General features: G+C 35.5%; 18 protein-coding genes. 8 read left to right on the forward strand and 10 right to left on the reverse strand.

Features of this window, described 5'->3' with window-relative positions; all coding sequences use genetic code 11:
* Nucleotides 1-27: 27 nt before the first annotated feature.
* Both E5D58_RS03550 and E5D58_RS03555 read right to left on the reverse strand, forming a co-directional pair.
* A complete protein-coding gene (locus E5D58_RS03550) occupies nt 28-987 on the reverse strand; it encodes an OmpA family protein (protein ID WP_136480436.1) in 960 nt (319 codons plus the stop codon).
* A gap of 22 nt (nt 988-1,009) precedes the next feature.
* Complete coding sequence (locus tag E5D58_RS03555) at nt 1,010-1,771, reverse strand: exodeoxyribonuclease III (RefSeq protein ID WP_136480437.1); 762 nt, start codon at nt 1,769-1,771, stop codon at nt 1,010-1,012.
* Nucleotides 1,772-1,950: 179 nt separating this feature from the next.
* On the opposite strand from E5D58_RS03555, the gene E5D58_RS03560 reads away from it, so the two are divergent.
* Entirely contained in the window at nt 1,951-5,373 is a 3,423-nt protein-coding gene (locus E5D58_RS03560) for a hypothetical protein (protein ID WP_136480438.1), read from the forward strand.
* On the opposite strand, the gene E5D58_RS03565 is transcribed toward E5D58_RS03560, so the two are convergent.
* The 5 genes from E5D58_RS03565 to E5D58_RS03585 all read right to left on the reverse strand — a co-directional run bounded on the left by E5D58_RS03565 (nt 5,370) and on the right by E5D58_RS03585 (nt 11,747).
* Complete coding sequence (locus E5D58_RS03565) at nt 5,370-6,281, reverse strand: M28 family peptidase (RefSeq protein ID WP_136480439.1); 912 nt, start codon at nt 6,279-6,281, stop codon at nt 5,370-5,372. The genes E5D58_RS03560 and E5D58_RS03565 overlap by 4 nt on opposite strands.
* 95 nt (nt 6,282-6,376) lie before the next feature.
* Nucleotides 6,377-7,120, reverse strand: coding sequence for a succinate dehydrogenase/fumarate reductase iron-sulfur subunit (locus E5D58_RS03570; protein ID WP_136480440.1), 744 nt, complete (start codon nt 7,118-7,120; stop codon nt 6,377-6,379).
* 12 nt (nt 7,121-7,132) lie between these two features.
* Nucleotides 7,133-9,145 (reverse strand): fumarate reductase/succinate dehydrogenase flavoprotein subunit, encoded by a 2,013-nt coding sequence (locus E5D58_RS03575; protein ID WP_136480441.1) that lies wholly within the window; start codon nt 9,143-9,145, stop codon nt 7,133-7,135.
* A 12-nt stretch (nt 9,146-9,157) separates the two neighbouring features.
* Nucleotides 9,158-9,829 (reverse strand): succinate dehydrogenase cytochrome b subunit, encoded by a 672-nt coding sequence (locus tag E5D58_RS03580; RefSeq protein ID WP_136480442.1) that lies wholly within the window; start codon nt 9,827-9,829, stop codon nt 9,158-9,160.
* A 181-nt stretch (nt 9,830-10,010) separates the two neighbouring features.
* Nucleotides 10,011-11,747: a T9SS type A sorting domain-containing protein gene (locus tag E5D58_RS03585; protein WP_168796618.1), complete on the reverse strand. Its 1,737-nt coding sequence runs from the start codon at nt 11,745-11,747 to the stop codon at nt 10,011-10,013.
* A 191-nt stretch (nt 11,748-11,938) separates the two neighbouring features.
* Between E5D58_RS03585 and E5D58_RS03590 the strand changes: the two genes are divergently transcribed.
* Nucleotides 11,939-13,234 (forward strand): aminopeptidase P family protein, encoded by a 1,296-nt coding sequence (locus E5D58_RS03590; RefSeq protein ID WP_136480444.1) that lies wholly within the window; start codon nt 11,939-11,941, stop codon nt 13,232-13,234.
* A 4-nt stretch (nt 13,235-13,238) separates the two neighbouring features.
* Here E5D58_RS03590 and E5D58_RS03595 read toward each other — a convergent pair whose 3' ends face one another.
* Complete coding sequence (locus E5D58_RS03595; RefSeq protein ID WP_168796619.1) at nt 13,239-13,988, reverse strand: LytR/AlgR family response regulator transcription factor; 750 nt, start codon at nt 13,986-13,988, stop codon at nt 13,239-13,241.
* A 124-nt stretch (nt 13,989-14,112) separates the two neighbouring features.
* On the opposite strand from E5D58_RS03595, the gene E5D58_RS03600 reads away from it, so the two are divergent.
* Nucleotides 14,113-15,447: a serine aminopeptidase domain-containing protein gene (locus E5D58_RS03600; RefSeq protein ID WP_136480446.1), complete on the forward strand. Its 1,335-nt coding sequence runs from the start codon at nt 14,113-14,115 to the stop codon at nt 15,445-15,447.
* 56 nt (nt 15,448-15,503) lie between these two features.
* Here E5D58_RS03600 and E5D58_RS03605 read toward each other — a convergent pair whose 3' ends face one another.
* Entirely contained in the window at nt 15,504-16,826 is a 1,323-nt protein-coding gene (locus E5D58_RS03605; RefSeq protein WP_136480447.1) for an aspartate kinase, read from the reverse strand.
* 117 nt (nt 16,827-16,943) lie between these two features.
* Here E5D58_RS03605 and E5D58_RS03610 point away from each other — a divergent pair, with 117 nt between their 5' ends.
* The 4 genes from E5D58_RS03610 (at nt 16,944) to E5D58_RS03625 (ending at nt 19,170) form a co-directional block, all read left to right on the forward strand.
* A complete protein-coding gene (locus tag E5D58_RS03610) occupies nt 16,944-17,600 on the forward strand; it encodes a hypothetical protein (protein WP_136480448.1) in 657 nt (218 codons plus the stop codon).
* A gap of 124 nt (nt 17,601-17,724) precedes the next feature.
* Complete coding sequence (locus E5D58_RS03615; RefSeq protein ID WP_136480449.1) at nt 17,725-18,504, forward strand: alpha/beta fold hydrolase; 780 nt, start codon at nt 17,725-17,727, stop codon at nt 18,502-18,504.
* 59 nt (nt 18,505-18,563) lie between these two features.
* The gene (locus tag E5D58_RS03620; protein ID WP_136480450.1) at nt 18,564-18,830 is read left to right on the forward strand and encodes a hypothetical protein; all 267 of its coding nucleotides are present in this window, start codon (nt 18,564-18,566) and stop codon (nt 18,828-18,830) included.
* Between the two features lie 88 nt (nt 18,831-18,918).
* Nucleotides 18,919-19,170 (forward strand): hypothetical protein, encoded by a 252-nt coding sequence (locus tag E5D58_RS03625; RefSeq protein ID WP_136480451.1) that lies wholly within the window; start codon nt 18,919-18,921, stop codon nt 19,168-19,170.
* Here E5D58_RS03625 and thiL read toward each other — a convergent pair.
* Nucleotides 19,160-20,206, reverse strand: a complete 1,047-nt coding sequence (thiL, locus tag E5D58_RS03630; RefSeq protein WP_136480452.1) for a thiamine-phosphate kinase — start codon at nt 20,204-20,206, stop codon at nt 19,160-19,162. The genes E5D58_RS03625 and thiL overlap by 11 nt on opposite strands.
* Before the next feature lie 83 nt (nt 20,207-20,289).
* On the opposite strand from thiL, the gene E5D58_RS03635 reads away from it, so the two are divergent.
* On the forward strand, nt 20,290-21,522 hold the full coding sequence (locus E5D58_RS03635; RefSeq protein ID WP_136480453.1) for a choice-of-anchor B family protein: 1,233 nt from the start codon (nt 20,290-20,292) through the stop codon (nt 21,520-21,522).
* Nucleotide 21,523 lies beyond the last annotated feature (1 nt).

Below are 21,523 nucleotides of genomic sequence, written 5' to 3' on the forward strand. Positions count from 1 at the left end.
TTAATAAAATATAGGTATTACCAATATCTATTGGTCATTTAACAACTTAGAAAGCTCGTCCAATTTAGGAGTTAAAATTACTTCAATACGTCTATTTTTTGCCCGTCCAGCGGAAGTCTCATTTGAAGCAATAGGTGAAAATTCGCCTTTACCTGCTGCTGTTAAATTCTCGGGGTTAATGGTATTATCTTCCCGTAAAATATTAACTATAGAAGTTGCACGCTTTGTGGATAAATCCCAGTTCGAGGTTAAAGTACCATTCCCTTTATAAGGCACATTATCTGTATGACCCTCTATTAAAACTGCTATGTCTGGGTTATCCCCCAAAACAGACCCCAGTTGCTTAACCGCTCTACGCCCTTCGGCCCCAACAGCCCAGCTTCCTGACCCAAAAAGCAGTTTATTCTCCATAGACACGTAAACCTTGCCATCCCGTTGCTCAACAGTTAGTCCTTTACCTTCAAAGTCTGTTAATGCTCTTGATATAGCCTCTTTAAGTCTTGTCATAGCTGCGTCTTTCGCCGCTATAAGCTCCTCTAACTCTGCTACTCGTTTTGAGCGATCATCCAACTCCTTTTTAAGCTTTGCTAACCGAGTAATCTCTGCCGACAATGCTTGCTCCTTTGCTTCCAATTGCGCTAGCAACTCTCTATTTTTTTGAGAGTTTGCTGCTATTGCTGCAGAACTATTCTTCTCTAAAGCTTCGTATGAAGACTTTAAATTATCAAGATTTGCTTTAGTTGCATTATAATCGGCTTGAAGCTTATCCCGCTCAGCAATAGCCTCATCATAGGCAGCATTTAATTGTTTGAGTTGGTTTTCTGCAGTGTTTTTAGAACTTAGTAAATCATCATTTTCAAGGGCTAACTTTCTATTTTCTTCTTTTAAATCATTATATCTGGCCTCCAAATCTTTATACACCTTTGGTGATACACATGATGTCACAAAAGCGATTGCAAGCAAGGAGCATACAATATTTTTAATCATTCTGTTTAAGTTTAATTTATTGCTATTTATCAATTTCTACTAAAATTGGACAATGATCACTATGCACTGCCTCACTTAGTATAACGGCTCGTTTAATGTTTTCTTGTAATGGTTGCGACACCATAGCATAATCTAGGCGCCATCCCTTATTATTTGCTCTTGCATTAGCTCTATAGCTCCACCAACTATACTGTTGTAAATCTGGGTTTATGTACCTAAACGAATCAATAAACCCACTTTCTATAAAACGGCCTAACCATTCTCGCTCTACCGGTAAGAAACCAGACACGCCTTTCATTTTGGGGTTATGGATATCAATTTCCTCATGGCAAATATTATAATCGCCACAAATAATTAGGTTTGGGATATCTTTTTTAAGTGCATTAATATACTCCTGAAACATGTCCATATATTCTAACTTATGATTTAAACGCGCATCATTAGTTCCTGAAGGTAAATATAAACTCATTACAGAAAAACCATCGAAGTCGGCCCTAATATTACGACCCTCAAAATCCATAGATTCAATTCCTGTTCCATATTCAACATGCCTAGGTTCTGTTTTGCATAATAGAGCCACCCCACTATATCCTTTTTTCTGCGCACTAAACCAGTAATGGTAGTTGTATCCAGCATCCTCAAAAAGGCTTAAATCTAATTGCTCCTTCATAGCCTTCGTTTCTTGCAAGCAAATTACGTCTGGGTTTGCAGCTTTTACCCAGTCAATAAACCCTTTGTTTATTGCTGCTCTAATACCATTTACATTGTAAGAAATAATTTTCATTTTGCACTTTTAATTATACTAAAACAGATAAAAACTCTGTTTTTCTCATACTGGTTATAATGATTCAGACATTTTAGCTAAAATAAATAATACGTTACTTTTACACTATTAATTTTAAAGTAGATTTAACCCGTTCTACTAATTAAAATATTTTAAACTATTTTCAGTTTAAGTACCTAATGAAGTGTTTGACCTATTTTCTTTTGGTTTTTATTGGTTTTTGTGGCTTGGCCCAGAGTCAGACTTCTAATTATAAAACAAAAAAAGTAGCAGTACATGATTCTATTAAAATAGATAGTGTAAGTATTAATTCAAGATATTTTTTTCTAAAACGTAATGACCATACACTCATTGACACCTCTTACTATAAGGTGGATTTTTCCAAAGCTTTGTTAACCTTTAAGAAAAAACCAGATACAGACTCTATAGTATTGGAATACCTAAGATTTCCCGATTTTCTAACAAAAACCTACCAACAACTGGACGATGATATTATTGTTGAGAACAATGACAACACAAAAACCCTCTACAAGTTTAAACAATCTAATACTAACAACAACTTTATTCCTTTTGATGGTTTAACCACATCAGGAAGTATTTCGAGAGGGGTAACAGTGGGCAACAACCAAAGCTCCGTTTTAAACAGTGAATTAGATCTTCAAATATCTGGCAAGTTAAACAATAACGTATCTTTAAGAGCTTCAATTCAAGATGCAAATATCCCACTTCAAGAAAGTGGTTATAGTCAACGTCTAGATGAATTCGACCAAGTTTTTATAGAACTCTATAGTGACCAATGGAATATTAGAGCTGGTGATATAGACTTGGTAAATAACACATCTTATTTTTCGGCTTTTTCTAAACGCGTACAAGGGTTAAACTTTAATTTAAAGCTTGGAGAAAAAGACAAACAAACAAGCTTATTTGCAGCCGGAGCTATTGTTCGAGGGCAATTTACAACAGACCAATTTACCGCTCAAGAAGGAAATCAAGGACCTTATAAATTAAGAGGCCCTAATGGAGAACTATTTGTACTAATAGTGTCTGGCAGTGAAATTGTTTATGTAAATGACGTGGTGGTTAAGCGTGGCGAAGATCAGGACTATATTATTGATTATAATGCCGGCGAGATTATCTTTAACTCTACTTTCCCAATTACTTCTGAAATGCGCATTTCGGTAGACTATCAATATACTGAAAGAAGCTACACCAGATTTGTGGCATCTGGAGGAGGACAATTTGAAAGTAAAGACCTTGACATTAGTGTTTCTGTTTATTCTGAAAACGATGCTAAAAACCAACCCTTACAGCAAAACCTATCGGAAGACCAAGTTAAAATATTAGCCGATGCTGGCGATGATATGAGCAAAATGATTGCGCCTTCAGAAGTTCAGGAAGCCTACAATCAAAACCGCATTCAATATAAAAAAGATGTGATTAATGGCTTAGAGATATTTGTATTCTCTAACAATCCAGACGATGAATTATATAATGTGACCTTCTCTTTGGTTGGAGAGAATCAAGGTGATTACCGACTTAGCAGTATTAATGCCATTAATAACATTTATGAATATGTTGGTCCTAATCAAGGTAATTTTGCTCCAGTTATTCAGTTAATTGCTCCAAAAAAACTTCAACTGGCGGTAGTAAATGGATTGTACAAGCCATCGAGCAAAACAAATATTTTTTTCGAAGCAGCAGGCAGCACTTTTGACCAAAATCTATTTTCGAATATAGATAATAACAATAACAATGGATTTGCTGGCAAAGTAACCATCAATCAATCTATTATAAAGAATGAACACTCATGGGGTTTAGATGCTTTAATTGATAGTGATTTTATTACAGCTGATTTTAGAAATATCGAAGGGCTTTACAATGTTGAGTTTAATAGAGATTGGAATCTAGACCAACCCCCTGGCAGGCAAATAGCCAGCGACTTAGGAGATCAAGTTCTTTTAAATTCAGGGCTTAGATTTGCTCATAAAAACAAGGGGGTTATTGATTATACCTACCAATTTTTAAATTTTTCTAATAACTTTAATGGTAATCGACATATCCTAGATGCAAACTTAAACTTAAACCAGTTTCTCATTTCGTCAAAATCAAGTTATCTAGATACCGATTCCAATATAAAGTCATCAACCTTTATAAGGTCTCATAACCGTGCTGTCTACAGTATGAACAAGAGTTGGGTTGGTGCAAAATTATCTTTGGAAGATAATGAAGCGCGAGAAAAAGAAACACAAATTTTAACCCCATTAAGCCAAAGGTTCTTATCTTATGAAGGTTTTGTAGGTATTGGAGATAGCACAAAAGTTTTTACAGAATTAGGATACAAAAAGCGTGTAAATGACAGTATTAGAAACAATGAGCTAAAACGTGTAAACAGTTCAAATACCATATACCTGAACTCGAAACTTGTTCAAAATAAAAATACCAATCTTCAACTTTTTGCTAACTATAGAACCTTAAAAAGTACTGAATTAAATATTGAAGACGAGAATTCTTTAAATTCTAGATTTCTATTTAATCAGAAACTATTTAAGCAAATTGTAGTTTGGAATACTATTTTTGAGACCAATTCTGGAGCACTACCATTACAGGACTTTACATATGTAGAGGTTGAACCTGGTCAAGGTGCATACACATGGATCGATTATAATAATAATGGCATTCAAGAACTTGAAGAGTTTGAGTTGGCTCAATTTCAAGATCAAGGAAAGTACATTAGAGTTCTCTTACCAAACCGTGTGTTTGTAAAAACACATCAAAATAGACTGAGCCAAACCATTAGTATTAATCCTGCTCAATGGTCTACATCTAACAAAAAAGCACAACGCTTTTTCTCACACTTTTATAATCAAACAAGTTATTTGGTTGACAGGAAATTAAAAAAAGAAGGCAGCGGTTTTAATTTAAACCCTTTTGAAGGTAATGACGAAGATCTACTTGGCTTGCAACTTAACTTTAGAAATGTCCTTTTTTATAATCGCGGAAAACAACGTTATACTACATCTTACACTTACTTAAAAAACACCTCAAGAAATGTGCTATCTATTGGTTTTATCGAGAATAGTTTAAACAGTCATCAGATTAATTTTAATCATAAAGTTGCTGCAAACTGGCTAATTAACGTACTTAGTTCTTTAAACCAGAACGAAAGTACAAGCCAGAATTTCTCGAGTAAAAACTTCAACTTAGATGAAACTAGAATAAACCCGAAATTATCTTATTTATTTAATGATAATTCGAGCATCGATATTTTTTATCAACTAACCAATAAAGAGAATCGTATTGGAGATAATGAATCCCTGTCACAACAAAACTTCGGTGCTTCATTTACATTGGGTAGTGGAGCAAAAAGTGCTATTAACGGTGTATTTAATTATTTCTCCAATAGCTTTAAAGGAGATCCTAACACACCTGTAGCCTATCAAATGTTAGAAGGGCTACAACCAGGAACCAACTTTACTTGGAGCTTATTAGCCCAACGTAAGCTCACCAAATTTTTAGACCTTAACTTGAGTTATTTTGGAAGAAAAACAGAAACCAGTCAAACCATTCACTCAGGATCTGTTCAATTAAAAGCATACTTCTAAAACTCTAAATTATCGACAGATTTGAATACTTTTATAATTGTTCTTACTGATTCGATGTAGAATTTTGTATGAATCTTTTCAAAAGTATCGGTAGGTTCGTGGTAATCTTTGTGGTCCTCAACCCCAAAGTACAAAAATGAAATACCTTTTTTATAAAAGTTGACGTGATCGGAAGCATAGGTCCAATTATCTAAACCATCGTAACCATCGTGCCCCAACAGTAAATTTATATTTGTTGAATATACCTCCTCCTTAAACAAGGCTTTTAGTTGTGTATTATAAGAAGTGCCAGCCACGAAGAGTTCCTGTTGATCGCTTCTGCTAATCATATCCATGTTTAAATTTAGAACAATGTTTTCAAGCTTAACCACTGGATTTTTCATATAGTATTTAGAACCCTGAATATCTAATTCTTCAGCATCAAAAGCAGCTAAAATCACTGAATGTTTTGGTGGATTCTGTCTAAAATATTCACCAAACGCGAATAAGGCACTCACCCCAGAAGCATTATCATCCGCCCCGTTAAAAATTTCTCCTTGATTTATGCCCTCATGGTCGTAATGAGCACTAATCACGATGTATTCTGAAGGAAATAAAGTTCCTTTAATACAACCAAGAATATTAACACCATTATAATAGCTGCCTTTATGAACAAACCTAAATGGTTGCCTGTAATCTTTTACGAGCGGTTTTACGTTTAAAGCGAAGAACTGATTAATGATATACTTTTGAGCTTTTAACCCTCCCTTAGTACCTGTACGACGGCCTTCAAAAGCATCTGAAGAGAGAGACCTAAGGTGTTTTAATATATTTCCCTCGCAAAAAAGTTTAGATTCAACATATTTATTTTGGGATACACCATAACTTAGCCAACAAAGAAAAAAACTATAAAGAACTATTCTTGCCATGAATGTGAAATATACGCAAATTAATTTCGGCAACGAATAAAAAAAGTCTATATCAATTAAGATATAGACTCTTCTATGTTTATTAAAAGCTTGTTTTATTTTATAGCAGCTTTCATTAATTCTCTATTCATTCTGGCAATGTTATCTAGAGAAATCCCTTTAGGGCATTCAATTTCACATGCTCCAGTATTTGTACAGTTACCAAAACCTTCCAAATCCATTTGAGCTACCATGTTTTGCACACGATCAGCAGCTTCTACCTGCCCCTGAGGTAACAATGCGTATTGAGATACTTTTGCTCCTACAAATAACATAGCAGACGAGTTTTTACAAGTTGCAACACAAGCCCCACAACCAATACAAGTTGCGGCGTCCATAGCTTCATCGGCAGCATGCTTAGAAATAGGAAGTGCATTAGCATCCTGAGTATTACCAGAAGTATTCACAGAAATATATCCTCCAGCCTGTTGAATACGTTCAAAAGCTGTTCTATCTACCACTAAATCTTTTATCACAGGAAACGCAGCAGCTCTAAATGGCTCAATTGTAATAGTATCGCCATCATTAAACATACGCATATGTAACTGACAGGTTGTAATACCTCTATCAGGGCCATGTGCCTCTCCGTTAATATACATAGAACACATACCGCAGATACCCTCCCTACAATCATGATCGAAAGCTATAGGTTCTTCGCCTTCAGCTATCAATTGTTCGTTAAGAACATCCATCATTTCTAAAAAAGACATATGTTCTGAAATATCAGTTACTTTATAATCGACCATTTGACCCTTTGCATTTGAGTCTTTTTGTCTCCAAATTTTAAGCGTTAAATTCATAGTGTCTTTTTTTTATTTGTATGAACGTTGTTTCAGTTCAATATCCTTAAATTCTAATTCCTCCTTATGTAACACTGCATCTGCAGGCTCCCCTTTATATTCCCAAGCAGAAACAAAAGCAAAATCTTTATCATTACGTTTTGCTTCTCCTTTTTGCGGTCCATCTTCTTCAGCAGACTCTTCTCTAAAATGCCCGCCGCAAGACTCTTCTCTCGTTAAAGCATCTTTAGCGAATAATTCTCCTAGCTCTAAGAAATCAGCAACACGGCCAGCTTTTTCAAGTTCAGGGTTCATTTCATTAGCCCCTCCTGGAACAGAAACGTCTTTCCAAAACTCTTCACGAATGGCTTTAATCTCAACCATGGCTTCTTTTAAGCCTTTTTCGTTTCTAGACATCCCACATTTATCCCACATCACTTTTCCAAGTTTCTTGTGGAAGTAGTCTACAGATTTGGTTCCATTATTATTCACAAAGAAGTCTATTCTGTCTTTAACTTCCTTTTCTGCTTCGTCAAATTCTTTTGAATCTGTTGGTATTTTGCCCGTTCTAATGTCATCAGCTAAATAATCCCCAATAGTATAAGGTAGAACAAAATAGCCATCTGCTAACCCCTGCATTAAGGCAGAAGCCCCTAACCTGTTAGCTCCATGATCGGAGAAATTAGCCTCTCCAATACAATACAATCCAGGTACTGTAGTCATTAAATTATAATCAACCCAAACACCTCCCATAGTATAGTGAACCGCTGGATAAATCATCATAGGTGTTTTGTATGGGTCTTGATCCACAATCTTTTCATACATCTGGAATAAGTTTCCGTATTTAGCCTCAACAATTTTCTGACCTAATTCATAAATCTTTGCATCAGAAGGGTTAGAAATATTGTGAATTTTTGCTTGCTCTTTCCCGTAGCGTTCAATTGCAGCAGCAAAATCTAGATATACGGCCTCACCAGTTGCATTCACACCATAACCTGCATCGCAACGCTCTTTAGCCGCACGAGATGCTACATCACGAGGCACTAAGTTACCAAAGGCTGGGTAACGTCTTTCTAAGTAATAGTCTCTTTCATCTTCAGATAAATCGGTAGGTTTTTTACGTCCTTCACGAATCGCCTTTACATCTTCTATATTTTTCGGCACCCAAATACGCCCGTCATTACGCAATGATTCAGACATTAAGGTTAATTTAGATTGATAATCTCCCGAACGCGGTATACACGTGGGGTGAATTTGTGTATAACAAGGATTCGCAAAATAAGCGCCTTTTTTATGGATCTTCCAAGCCGCGGTTACATTACTACCCATAGCATTAGTAGATAAGAAATATACATTTCCGTAACCTCCTGTTGCTACAACAACCGCATGCGCTGAATGACGTTCAATTTCACCAGTGATTAAGTTTCTTGCAATAATTCCCCTTGCTTTTCCATCAACTTTTACAACATCAAGCATTTCATGACGGTTAAACATCTCTATCTTACCACGAGCTATCTGTCTGTTCATAGCAGAATATGCTCCCAATAATAATTGCTGCCCTGTTTGTCCTTTGGCGTAAAAGGTTCTTGATACTAATACACCACCAAATGAACGGTTATCCAATAGCCCACCATAATCTCGAGCAAAAGGAACACCCTGTGCCACACATTGATCTATAATATTTGCAGAAACCTCAGCTAAACGATAAACATTAGCCTCGCGTGAACGATAATCGCCTCCTTTAACAGTATCGTAAAATAATCTATATGTGGAGTCTCCATCACCTTGGTAATTCTTAGCGGCATTAATACCACCTTGCGCTGCAATAGAATGTGCTCGACGCGGTGAATCCTGATAAGCAAATGCTTTTACATTATAACCTAGTTCGGCTAAAGTTGCTGCTGCCGAACCTCCAGCTAAACCTGTACCAACAACAATCACGTCAATATGACGCTTGTTAGCCGGATTTACTAGGTTAATTTTGTTTTTATAATCTGTCCATTTATCTTGAATTGGACCTTTTGGTACTTTTGAATCTAAAGCCATTGTTATTTAAGATTAATGGTTAAAATGATGAAAAATAGCAATAATTATAAATGCTAACGGAATTATAATTGAATATGCCTTACCTATTTGTTGCAGTGTTTTTTTACGTCCTGCGGTAGCTCCCATAGATTGGAAAGCTGATGTAAACCCATGTGCCAAGTGTAATCCTAGAAGCACAAAAGAAACAACGTAAGCCCCAACTCGTAATGGGTTATGAAATTTCTCTACCATTTCATGAAAATATCGGTAATCGCCATCGTGCATTCCTGACATATCGCCTAAAACATATTTCGTATTGAGTTCTGGAATCCAAAAATCAATAAAATGAAGCACAATAAACGCTAAAATAACTAGGCCACTATAAATCATGTTTCTACTCATCCAAGTAGAATTGGCGGCACCATTATTTTTTGCATAACTTGTACCATTAGCTTTTTTATTTTTTAGTTCTAGTACAAATCCCATTACAAAATGAAACACCACTCCAAAAATTAAAACAGGCTGTAATGCAAATTGCACCAGTGGATTTGTTCCCATAAAATGAGATAATTCATTAAACAAATCCTCACTAAAAAGCGAGGTAATGTTAACAGCTAGATGAATGATTAAAAAGAACATAAGGAAGAATGCCGAAAGCGCCATAGCCACTTTCCTTCCAATCGAAGATTTAAAAAATCCGCTCATTTGAATATATTTAGTTAAAACAGACACAAAGGTAACTCAGGGCACTATTCTAGACAACTAACAAAGCTCATGTTTTTGTTATTTAGAATCGTTTTAATTAAAAAAGTAAATCCAAACAATAAGACCTAGCTTAAAAAGAATAAAAAGGAGACACTAGATTTATTGTAAAATTCGCAAAGCACTAGTTAATCATTAACTTACTTGTTATATTGCCTTTTTCTGAAATTAAATGAATAAAATAGAGTCCTTTTGACACTCCAGAAAGGTTAATTGTTTTAGAATTTTCACCTTCTAAAATTTCTTGTCTTAAAATCTGCCTTCCGCTAGCATCAAAAATTAGAAGTTCTTGAAGACCTGTTGAGGACTGATTGTTAATATAAAAGACACCACTTGTTGGATTTGGGTATATGATTATGGAATCGTCAAACTGATTATCGACAACGCTCAGCTGGCAATCAAATTCTATCATCGGAGATTTGCCGGAGAAACATCCAAATACGGGCACAGAAGCCTCACTCCTTGAGAAGACGTTGTCAGCTGCAATTTTATTGAATTCGGATAAAGCTCTAATTTGTTCACCAAATCCAATGGAAAAGTGCATCACATCGTCGTTATCATTTATAACGTGATTTAATTGATGCGCATGCCCAAGCTCATGCAAGGCAACACTTCTAAAATCAATCTCAAACCCTGGCAAACCAGCTCCAAAATGCCATGCTTCGTCATTACTAAAAACCAAATCCATCTCTTCTGCAAATACTTCATAATTTTCTAATGAAGAACCGCACCCGCTAAACGAGTAAGTACACTGACCTAAAACTCCTTCGGGCAATTCATTTCCGCTCTCAAATCTAATAACATTGACACCATCAACTACAGCTTCATCAATTGAGGTAACTGGACCTATAGAAAAATTAACACCAGATTCACACCTCCAAGTGTCAAGAGCGTTTATAAAGTCTGCTTTCGCGCCAGCATTTTCTACATCTGCATCGAACCGTGTCTCCATCCGCCAAATATACCCTCCACTTTCATCATTATTAAGAAGTCTTGTTGGAAATGCATATGTGCTAGTTTCTGTTCCGATAGTAAATGTTGCATTTACATTTAATTCAGCATACTCAATTATTAAATCTTCGGAGGAGTCAATGACATTTAAAGAGGCATCAGTAACCCTAATATTACCTGTTCCAGCTCTAGCAGGAACTTCAACTGTAATAGAATTTGTCGACCAATTGGTTATTTGAGTATCCAAAGCATCAATATAGTCAGGAAGATCATCGTCATCCAAACCACCAGTGTCGGCATTTCTAAAACTGACCGTACCCTTTTGGCTTCCAAAATCACCAGTAGCTCCAGATGCTATGGAAATAGTGATAGTCGTTTTGGTACCCGCCGATACCGTGCTAGGTGAAAACGTAATACCTGTAGGTACTAAGCTACCCTTAGCTGTTCGGAGTTTTGAAGTAGCCCCTTTGACGCTAAAAGGCTTAACATACAATACATCCTGTTTTGTTAAAACCTCAATATCTTTATAAAATTTGTCCGAAATCCCTCTTTTACCTCCAAAAACATTTAGAACCACATCGTCGTAGATATTGTACTTATAAAACCCTTGAGGTCCAGCGTAAACTTCGTATAACATATCGCTTACGCCAGATTTTGTAATCTTTTTCAAATTAAATAATCCTATTTGACCAACCTGCAAATCCAAAGCATGTGTAACCATTTGAAATCTAGACCCTACGTTTCCTCCTGCTGTAATTATTTCTATTTGATTTCTCTTATCCCCCTTAAAGACTTTGAAAACTTCAACCCTATTTACTGTATAAATATTGTTATCAGTCCCTATAAACGACTCCTTAGAAACAACTTCTCCTTCAACAATTAACTCAGAATTTTCGACTTGTCTTTGCAAGGAAATCTCTTTTAGGGTAACTTGGGCCAATGTTTGTAATGAAGTACTGAATACTAAAACAAAACAAATGAGGCAGTTGGTAGCTAATTTTTTCATCAAAACAACTTTCTTTTCAAGAATCTCAAAGATAACAATAAATGGTTAAGTTAGATACAGATTCATTACATTTATCGAACTAAACGCATCGAAATATGAAATACTTACCCATTGATAGCAAGCTCTTTATAAAAAACAGAAGCAAGTTTATTACAAAAATGCAACCCAACAGTTTAGCGGTTTTTAACTCGAATGACATTTATCCTATAAGCGCAGATAGCACCATGCCTTTTCAACAACATAGAGATATATTTTACCTATCTGGAGTGGACCAAGAAGAGAGTATTCTCGTATTATTCCCCGACTGTCCAAAAGAAAAACATCGCGAAATCCTTTTCCTTAAGGAAACTAATGAACATATTGCCATCTGGGAAGGAGAAAAGCTTACCAAAGATAGAGCTTTTGAAATTAGTGGAATAAAAACAGTGTATTGGCTTCAAGATTTAGAAAAAGTATTGTTTGAACTAATGACTCAGTGCGACACCGTTTATTTAAACACGAATGAGCACTACAGGTCTAATGTTGAAACAGAAACCAGAGAGGATAGATTTACAAAATGGCTAAAAGAAAGGTATCCAGCGCATAGTGTAGCCAAGAGCAATCCCATTTTACAAAGACTTAGATCTGTAAAAGAGGATATTGAAATTGATTTAATTCAAAAAGCTTGCGACATTACAGAAAAAGGATTTAGACGGGTATTAAACTTTGTAAAACCGAATGTTTGGGAATACGAAATAGAAGCAGAGTTTATGTATGAATTTTTAAGAAATCGATCCAAAGGTTTTGCTTACACGCCCATTATTGCCTCAGGAAACAATGCTAATGTTCTGCATTATATTGAAAACAATCAACAATGCAAATCTGGTGATTTAATCCTTTTTGACACGGCTGCCGAATATGCCAACTACTCAAGTGATTTAAGCAGAACAATTCCTGTTTCGGGACGATACACCGACAGACAAAAAGCCGTTTATAATGCCGTTTTAAGAGTTAAAAACGAAGCTACAAAAATGCTTGTACCAGGGACTATCTGGGCAGATTACCATCTGGAAGTGGGTAAAATAATGACCAGTGAGTTACTTGGTCTTGGACTGCTAGATAAAGCAGATGTTCAAAAAGAAAATCCAGATTGGCCCGCATATAAAAAGTACTTTATGCACGGTACTTCTCACCATATGGGATTAGATACACACGATTATGGCATTTTAACAGAACCCATGCAAGAAAATATGGTGTTTACCGTTGAACCAGGGATTTATATTCCTGATGAAGGTTTTGGTATCAGGCTGGAAGACGATGTTGTTATTCAAAAGTCAGGGAGTCCTATAAATTTGATGAAAAGCATCCCTATTGAAGTTGAAGAAATCGAGGATATTATGAATAAAAACTAAGCTGTTAGTCAACTAAAAGATCATCTGCTACACTTTTGCCTCTTGGAATAAAAGCGTCATTTATCTGTATTGAATTTGAATCAAAAGAGCGAACCTCGTTCTTATTGACAACATAAGATTTATGTACGCGAATAAAGTTTTCCGGAAGTTGTTCCAAGGCTTTTTTTAAAGAACCATATGCCGTAATCTTTGATGCATCCATAAGATTGTATGTACTATAATTACCCTTGCCTTCAATAAATAAAATATCCTTTGTATCAACCCGATGAATTCTTCTATCGGCTTTTATTTCTAAAACAGAATCAATAGCCTTTTCGTTTTTTGCTTTCTCAAGCAGATATAATTGAAATATTTTAAATGATAATAATAAAAACACCGAGGTATTTATCAATATACCAGCACGTACTAACATTTTTAGACTGAAGAAATCGGTATCAGTATTAGCCAGTAGCAGCTGGTCATAAAAAAAGTATATGAATAAGCGTTGTAAAACGGCCGAAACAGCAATCAGTAAAAAATACCCAAGGCCGAAAGTAAAATAACGCTTTTTGAGCAAATAATTGGGCAATAAAAGATATAGGGTAATATAAACAGCAAAAATTCTTATTGGCAGTAAAATAAACTCTAAGTAAAAAGAATAAAAAAGACCATGACTAGTTGACCATATCACACTAAAAAACAGATAGTATAATACCCAAAACACCACGTGCGTAACTAATCTAGAATTAAAAATATATAAGTTCTTAGAGTTCATCTTTGTAAAACAAAAAACATCATCAGAGAAAAACGAGTTTTGACATAAATTTAAGATCATTTGGTGTAAAAACAACTTGTGATAAATTTAATCAATATACTTTTAAATAAAAGTTAAATAAATCATGAAGCAAAATATCTTTAACCCCCTGATCATATCAACCCTTTTATCAATTACTTTTTCTATTTCTTCCAACTCACAAGAATTAAAAAGGCGTGGATTATGGGAATCTAAAATAGCCTATCCGAAAAACAATATTCCTGGTGCAAAAATAGTTTCAGTCACAAACAATAGTGCATTTGAGACCGCAGGTCTAAAAGCAGATGATATGATAATTGAGGTAAACGACATTCTTATTGATACTCCAGAAACTTGGACGGAAATAAAGTACGATGTTCGCGCACAGAATAATACGAAATTCAAAATTATTCGAGGTAACGACCTCCTTATAAAGCATGTAAACTTCAAAGAATACCCTAAGGAAAAACACCCTAATCTGGAAACATACTATGAGCAAGTCACAAACCGGTTTGGCATTACACAAAGAGTTATTATAACTAAACCAAAGAACATAAAAACACCACAACCTGCCATTGTTTTAATTGGAGGACTAAGTTGTTCTAGCATAGAAGCACATCCAACTAAAGCAAATAATTGGACACGACTAATAAAAGATCTTGTAGAAAAATCGGAGATGGTGGTCATGCGAATAGAAAAACCAGGTGTTGGAGATAGCGAGGGAGACTGTTCAAAAAGTGATTTCCTAACTGATTTATCGGGCTACAAGGCAGCCATAACCCACCTTAAGAGCAAGACTTATATTAATACGTCCAAAATAGTTGTTTATGGATCGAGCATGGGAAGTGCATTAGCGCCATTACTTGCCAATGAATATGACCTAGCTGGTGTTATTTCAGATGGCACTTTTTTCAAAACATGGTTTGAGCACATGCTGGAAATTGAACGCCGAATACTCAGTATGAAGGGCAATAACGAGTCCACAATTGTTAAAAAAATGAATACATATTATATACCACTATACTACGGCATGTTAATTCAAAAGAAAAGTTACATGGATATAGTAAACGACTACCCGGCGCTTTCTGAATATAATTATCATGGCCCATATCACATGTATGGCAGACCTTTAAAATACTACCAACAGCTTCAAGATTTTGACATAGCCGGAGCTTGGGAAAAAGTAAACGCTCCTGTTCGAATTTTAAGAGGGACCAATGACTGGATTATGTCTGCATTTGATAATCAAATGATCTTAAAAGTGCTTCAGCAAAAAAAACATTCGAACTTCGAGCTTTACGAATATCCTGGTTTAGATCATTGGAATACAATACATGAAAGTGCCTTAGATTCCTTTAAGGGAAAGCCAGGGAAATGGGACGACAAAATAAGCCAAACCATTATAAATTGGGCAAAAGAGATTGTAGTAAATGACTTATAAACAAGGGTCGCTTATAAAAGCGACCCTTTTTGCTAACAATACTAAATATTAAGTTTTTACAGAGTGACTAATTCAAATAAATAATCGTTTAGTTTTTGTAGCGTTGTAATTTTATCATTAGAATCAATAAGAAGTGAAATGTTATTTTTGCTTCCTCCATAAGAAATCATTCTAATTTTAACATCTTTCAATATTTGAAACAACTTATAAGTCCCAGCATCGTTAACAACAGAATGACCAACCAAACAAACAATACTTTGATTCTTATCTACTTCTATCTTTGCTATTTGCTCTAGTTCATTCAAAATCTTATCTAAGTTTCTATCATCATCAATTGTTAATGACACAGCAACTTCAGATGTTGTAATCATATCAATAGGCGTTTCATAGGTTTCAAAAATCTCAAATACTTTTTTTAAGAAACCATGAGTCTGTAACATTCTTGCAGACTTAATCTTAATAGCCGTTATTCCATCCTTGGCAGCAATAGCTTTAACACCTCCTTCTGATGTCTTACTGGAAATTAAAGTTCCATGTGCAGGCGGATCCATTGTATTCTTTAACCTTACTGGAATATTATCTGTTCTTACTGGCGTAACTGTTTGAGGGTGCAATATCTTAGCCCCAAAATAAGCCAACTCTGCAGCCTCATCAAAAGACAAATTAGAAATCGGATTGGTATTTTCAACATACCTTGGATCATTATTATGCATACCATCTATATCCGTCCAAATTTGAACCTCTTCTGCTAATATAGCTGCGCCTATTATCGTAGCTGTAAAGTCGCTCCCCCCTCTTTGAAGATTAGAGATATTATTTGCCGCATCTAAGCAAATAAACCCTTGCGTTATAAATATTTCAGCATTCGTATACTCCTCTAGCATTGTATTTAACCGCGCTCTTATATAGCCTTGATCTGGTTCCTTATTAGCATCAATCTTCATAAAATCTAAAGCAGGAAGCAACTTCGCATTCACCCCTTCTTGATTAAGATAACTTGTAAACATATAGGTTGAAAGCAACTCGCCTTGAGCCAGTATTTTGTTTTCAAGTTGCTCTGAATAGGTTTCGTTAATGCAAGTACCTAACAATGAAAACACTTCTGAAACATAAGTCTTTACCTTATGGTTTAAACTTGAATCTTGTAACAAATTATCCACGGTTACCTGATAGGTTTGATGTAAAGCTTTTACCTTAGATTGAGCCGAACTCACTTCACCTTCTTTAATATCTTGGGCAATAGAAACCAAATGATTCGTAGTACCAGACATGGCTGATAAGACCACAATCTTTCTATCTCCATCATTGATGATACTTTTTACATTACCCATGTTTTCAACTGAGCCTACAGATGTTCCTCCAAACTTTAATACTTTCATTTTCAATAAATTTGACCGCTAAGCTATAACTCCTGAATGTATTAGCGATGTTTATTAAAAAAAAAGATTATTTTTACACAAATTGTTAAATATTTAACATTTAATTCGTTTACTAGCATGAAAACAGTCTCTAATTGTGTAGAAGACATCTTAATTACGCAACCCTATTTAGAAGAAGCGCTATCAAGAAACATTATTAATTTCAGTGCATTGGCACTAGAGTTGGTTGAACCAATCAGCAAAATGTTGAAAAAAGACGTTAAACCAGGAGCTATCATGATGGCCTTAAGAAGATACAACCCTCCTCCTACATTGACCAATTCAGTAAAAATGAAACGTGCTATCCAAAATTTAGGCGATATAACGGTACGCTCTAATCTTACGGATTTTACGGTTCGAAACTCTGAAACCCTCATTAACAATCATGCCAAAATTCTAGAAAGGATACACATTGAACCTAAACTTTTCTATACGTTTACTAGGGGTATTCATGAAAGTAATATTATAATATCAAGTAGCCTGAATGATTTTATTAAAACCCAACTCCAAAATGAAATGTTTTTGGCTATTCAAGATGGGTTAACAGCCATAAGTATAAATCTACCTCAAGATAATTCTAAAATTGCGGGTCTTTATTATCATTTTTTTAAAAGGCTTGCCTGGGAAGGTGTTGTGCTCTATGAGGTTATTTCGACTACCAATGAGTTTACTATACTTGTAGAGGACGACTATGTAGACAAAGCCTTTGCAGCTATAAAGCGCGTAAAAGTATAAAAATTCTAAATAAAAATGATTTATAAAGATTATGTCTTTAATTAAAAAACACGGACTTAAAGGCCGGTAATTCTTTGGATTTATTTACCTGTTGATTTTATCTTTGCCCAGATAATTACATTGCATGAATCTAATTTACAAAGGCGCAAATATTTGGTATACCGACTCTGGGAAAGGAGCAGCTGTTGTTTTCCTGCATGGTTTTCTAGAAAACAGCAAAATATGGAATCCCTTTGTAAAAGTCCTCTCGAAAAAGTATCGAGTTATTTGTATTGATATGCTTGGCCATGGTAAGTCCGAATGCCTCGGCTATATACATACCATGGAAATGATGGCAGAAACAGTTGAAGCCATTTTAAAACATTTAAGAATTAGACGTTCTATTATTTTTGGTCATTCTATGGGAGGCTATGTAGGCCTTGCATATGCCGAAAAAAATCCAGATGCTATTAAAGGACTTTGCTTAGTAAACTCCACAGCAAACGCAGATACCCCAGAGAAAAAGCTAAATAGAAACCGAGCCATTAAAACCGTTAAAGCAAACCATAAAACCTTTATTAGAGTTGCGATTAACAATCTATTTAGACCCAAAAACAGAAAATTATTTAAAGAACAGATAAAATGTTTGATAGCAGAAGCTCAACAAACACCTCTGCAAGGTATCGTTGCAGCATTGGAAGGCATGAAAATTAGAGAAGATAGAGAAGCGTTATTGCATTTTACGCCATTTAAAAAAATGTTAATTGCTAGTAAAAAGGATCCCGTTCTAGATTTTGATACACTAAAAAACCAAACAATAACTACACAAGTTAAATTTGTAGAATTTCCTGATGGGCATATGAGTTTTTTAGAGAATGAAGGGCAATTGCTGCAAACAATATTGCGTTTCATCGAAAAAATATAGCTTTTTAACGATTTATTAGTTTTTTTTTATAGATTTATCCCGTTCCAAATTTTGAAACCATGAAAAAAACTACTAACAAACCAGCTTTAATTCCAAAAATGTACTGCAGCTTATTTGGACATGATTTTCAAGTCTCGAAAAAAGTAACCTTACATGTTAAAGAGTACACCTGTAAGCATTGCAAAAAAGAACTAACAACAAACAGCAACGGAAACCTTACAGAACTAACCCCGAAATTCAGGGAAATAAATGCCATTTTAGAACGTATCTACAACTCTAGAACCGAGCGTTTAAAGAGAAAAACAATCACTTCGTCGATTTGTTAACCTCCTAACACCTTTGTCTTCCCGCTTTTTTTTAAATTCCCCGTCTCTCCGGTAGTTAGAAGACTAATTAAAAGATTTAAAAAGCGAAATGAAGCACATCCAATGCAAGATGTTTGGGCATGATTACGAAATTACGCGTCATGTTACCCATTATGTTAAAGAGTATACCTGCAAAACTTGCAGAAAAGAACTTACCACTAACGGAAACGGCACCCTTACTGAGCTTACTCCAAAATTTAAAGAGATTAACGACGTCTTAGAACGCATTCACAAAAAGAAACACAGAATCAGGCTTAAAGGGCGTCCCGTAAATCCTGAATTACTCGTTTTTAGTCATTAAAGTTTTTCCACCCTTGCGCTTTTAAAGGAATACGTGTGTCTGCACGCGTTACAAGATGCATACCTGCCTCATGTTCCTTCATAAAACCTATAACCGAGAAATTAGGATTTCCTTTTATTTTCGGAAAATCATCTTGGGACACTGTAAACAGTAGTTCATAATCTTCTCCTCCGTTAAGCGCTATTGTTGTGCTATCTACATTAAACTCTTCACATACAGAAATTACCTGAGGGTCTAAAGGAATTTTATTTTCATATAAATCACATCCTAAACGACTCTCTTTACAAAGGTGCATGATCTCTGACGATAATCCATCACTAACATCAATCATAGAGGTTGGCTTCACCCCCAGATCTTTTAAAAGAGGAATAACATCTTTACGTGCTTCAGGTTTTAACTGCCTCTCCACTATATAGGTGTAGGGTTCTAAATCTGGTTGATTATTCGGATTTACCTTGTACACCTCTTTTTCACGCTCTAAAACCTGTAAGCCCATGTAAGCCCCTCCTACATCTCCGGTTAACACCAATAAGTCATTTACCTTGGCCCCAGACCTATAAACTTCACTATCCTTTTCCAGTTCACCTATTGCTGTAACAGAAATTAACAACCCTGTGTTCGATGATGTGGTATCTCCTCCAATTACATCAACATTGTAAATATTCGCAGCCGTTTCAATGCCAGAATACAAATCTTCCAGCGCCTCTAAAGGAAACCTATTTGATACGGCTATGGATACGGTAACCTGAGTTGCAATTGCATTCATCGCATAAACATCTGATAAATTAATCATCACAGCCTTGTAACCTAAATGCTTTAAAGGCATGTAACCTAAATCAAAATGAACACCTTCTACAAGCAGGTCGGTGGTAACAACAATATTTTTGCTGTCAAAATTTAAAACCGCTGCATCATCTCCAATTCCTTTTATAGTAGATGACTGCTTTATTTTAAAGTTTTTTGTTAAATGCTCTATCAGCCCAAACTCGCCTAAATCACTTAAAGGGGTCTTCTGTTGGTTTTTATCTTCAATCATAGTGCAAAAATAAGAAGCTATTTTTGTTTTTGCTATCTTTATACTAAAACATGACTTTTTTAAGTTATTAAACAAAAAGTGCTATGAACCTTAATAACCCTGCCTATCGGGTTTTTTTACTGTTTTGTATTTTCGTGGTTGCAAGTTGTTCTAACGATGATAACGTGCAAGCCCCAATACCTAATGATGCAACAGCAGTATGTGAAAACGGTCTTGCAGGATCTTACCCCTGTGATAATTATGACCTTATGGGATTTTTGTCTATTGAAGAATTGGCTGGATCTGATGCGAGAGGAAATGATTGTTGGGGATGGACAGACCCTATCACCCGTAAAGAATATGCTTTATTCTGCGCTACTACGGGCGTGGCGTTTGTTGATATTTCAATACCAAAAACCCCTGTGCTAATAGGCAAGCTCCCAACTGCCACAATAAATAGTGTTTGGCGCGATATAAAAGTATTTAACAATTATGCGTTTATTGTTGCCGATAACGCTGAAGGCCATGGAATGCAAATTTTTGACCTCACCAGGTTAAGGGACGTACCCAATCCTCCAATCAATTTTACAGCAGATAATTTATTTAAAGACTTTGGAAGTGCCCATAATATTGTCATAAATGAAGACTCAGGTTTTGCATACGCTGTTGGAACTAGTAGACTTGAGGTTTTTGAAGGAGGACCTCTTTTTATAGACATTAACACCCCTTTATCTCCAATTAGCTCTGGCGGTTTTATCGGTTACTCACATGATGCCCAAGCAGTTATGTATTCCGGTCCAGACACCGAACATAATGGTAAAGAAATACTCATTGGAAGCAATGAAAATGAAGTGGTTATTGTTGATGTTTCCGATAAAAATAATCCAAAACAATTATCAACCATTAGCTACTCTAATGTTGGATATACGCACCAAGGATGGTTCACAGAAGATATGCGCTATTTTATTTTGGGGGATGAACTTGATGAAATAAGAATGGGCAACAAAACAAGAACCATTATTTTCGATTTTGCCGATTTAGACAACCCAAAACTGCACACAATATACTTTGGCCCATCAGATGCAGTTGACCATAATGGTTATGTAAAAGGAAATTCGTATTTCCTGGCTAACTACACTGCAGGAATGCGTGTTATAGACCTTACTGATATTGAAAATAAGAACTTAACTGAAGTTGGATTTTTTGACACTCATCCCGAAAATAACAACACTAGTTTTGATGGAGCATGGAGCGTATATCCTTATTTCCCAAGTGGTAACATCATTATAAGTGATATTAATCGTGGCCTGTTTATAGTTAGAAAAAGCGCAAACTAAT

It is taken from the genome of Cognatitamlana onchidii, assembly GCF_004804355.1.
Classification (GTDB): Bacteria; Bacteroidota; Bacteroidia; order Flavobacteriales; family Flavobacteriaceae; genus Cognatitamlana; species Cognatitamlana onchidii.

Bases quoted from the DNA above. Each gene is read 5' to 3' on its own strand.
- E5D58_RS03600 (WP_136480446.1), top strand. From the start codon at position 14,113: ATGAAGCAAAATATCTTTAACCCCCTGATCATATCAACCCTTTTATCA.
- E5D58_RS03560 (WP_136480438.1), top strand. From the start codon at position 1,951: ATGAAGTGTTTGACCTATTTTCTTTTGGTTTTTATTGGTTTTTGTGGC.
- E5D58_RS03635 (WP_136480453.1), top strand. From the start codon at position 20,290: ATGAACCTTAATAACCCTGCCTATCGGGTTTTTTTACTGTTTTGTATT.
- E5D58_RS03570 (WP_136480440.1), bottom strand. From the start codon at position 7,120: ATGAATTTAACGCTTAAAATTTGGAGACAAAAAGACTCAAATGCAAAG.
- E5D58_RS03580 (WP_136480442.1), bottom strand. From the start codon at position 9,829: ATGAGCGGATTTTTTAAATCTTCGATTGGAAGGAAAGTGGCTATGGCG.
- E5D58_RS03590 (WP_136480444.1), top strand. From the start codon at position 11,939: ATGAAATACTTACCCATTGATAGCAAGCTCTTTATAAAAAACAGAAGC.
- E5D58_RS03615 (WP_136480449.1), top strand. From the start codon at position 17,725: ATGAATCTAATTTACAAAGGCGCAAATATTTGGTATACCGACTCTGGG.
- E5D58_RS03575 (WP_136480441.1), bottom strand. From the start codon at position 9,145: ATGGCTTTAGATTCAAAAGTACCAAAAGGTCCAATTCAAGATAAATGG.
- E5D58_RS03550 (WP_136480436.1), bottom strand. From the start codon at position 987: ATGATTAAAAATATTGTATGCTCCTTGCTTGCAATCGCTTTTGTGACA.
- E5D58_RS03625 (WP_136480451.1), top strand. From the start codon at position 18,919: ATGAAGCACATCCAATGCAAGATGTTTGGGCATGATTACGAAATTACG.
- E5D58_RS03605 (WP_136480447.1), bottom strand. From the start codon at position 16,826: ATGAAAGTATTAAAGTTTGGAGGAACATCTGTAGGCTCAGTTGAAAAC.
- E5D58_RS03620 (WP_136480450.1), top strand. From the start codon at position 18,564: ATGAAAAAAACTACTAACAAACCAGCTTTAATTCCAAAAATGTACTGC.
- thiL (WP_136480452.1), bottom strand. From the start codon at position 20,206: ATGATTGAAGATAAAAACCAACAGAAGACCCCTTTAAGTGATTTAGGC.
- E5D58_RS03610 (WP_136480448.1), top strand. From the start codon at position 16,944: ATGAAAACAGTCTCTAATTGTGTAGAAGACATCTTAATTACGCAACCC.
- E5D58_RS03595 (WP_168796619.1), bottom strand. From the start codon at position 13,988: ATGAACTCTAAGAACTTATATATTTTTAATTCTAGATTAGTTACGCAC.
- E5D58_RS03555 (WP_136480437.1), bottom strand. From the start codon at position 1,771: ATGAAAATTATTTCTTACAATGTAAATGGTATTAGAGCAGCAATAAAC.
- E5D58_RS03565 (WP_136480439.1), bottom strand. From the start codon at position 6,281: ATGGCAAGAATAGTTCTTTATAGTTTTTTTCTTTGTTGGCTAAGTTAT.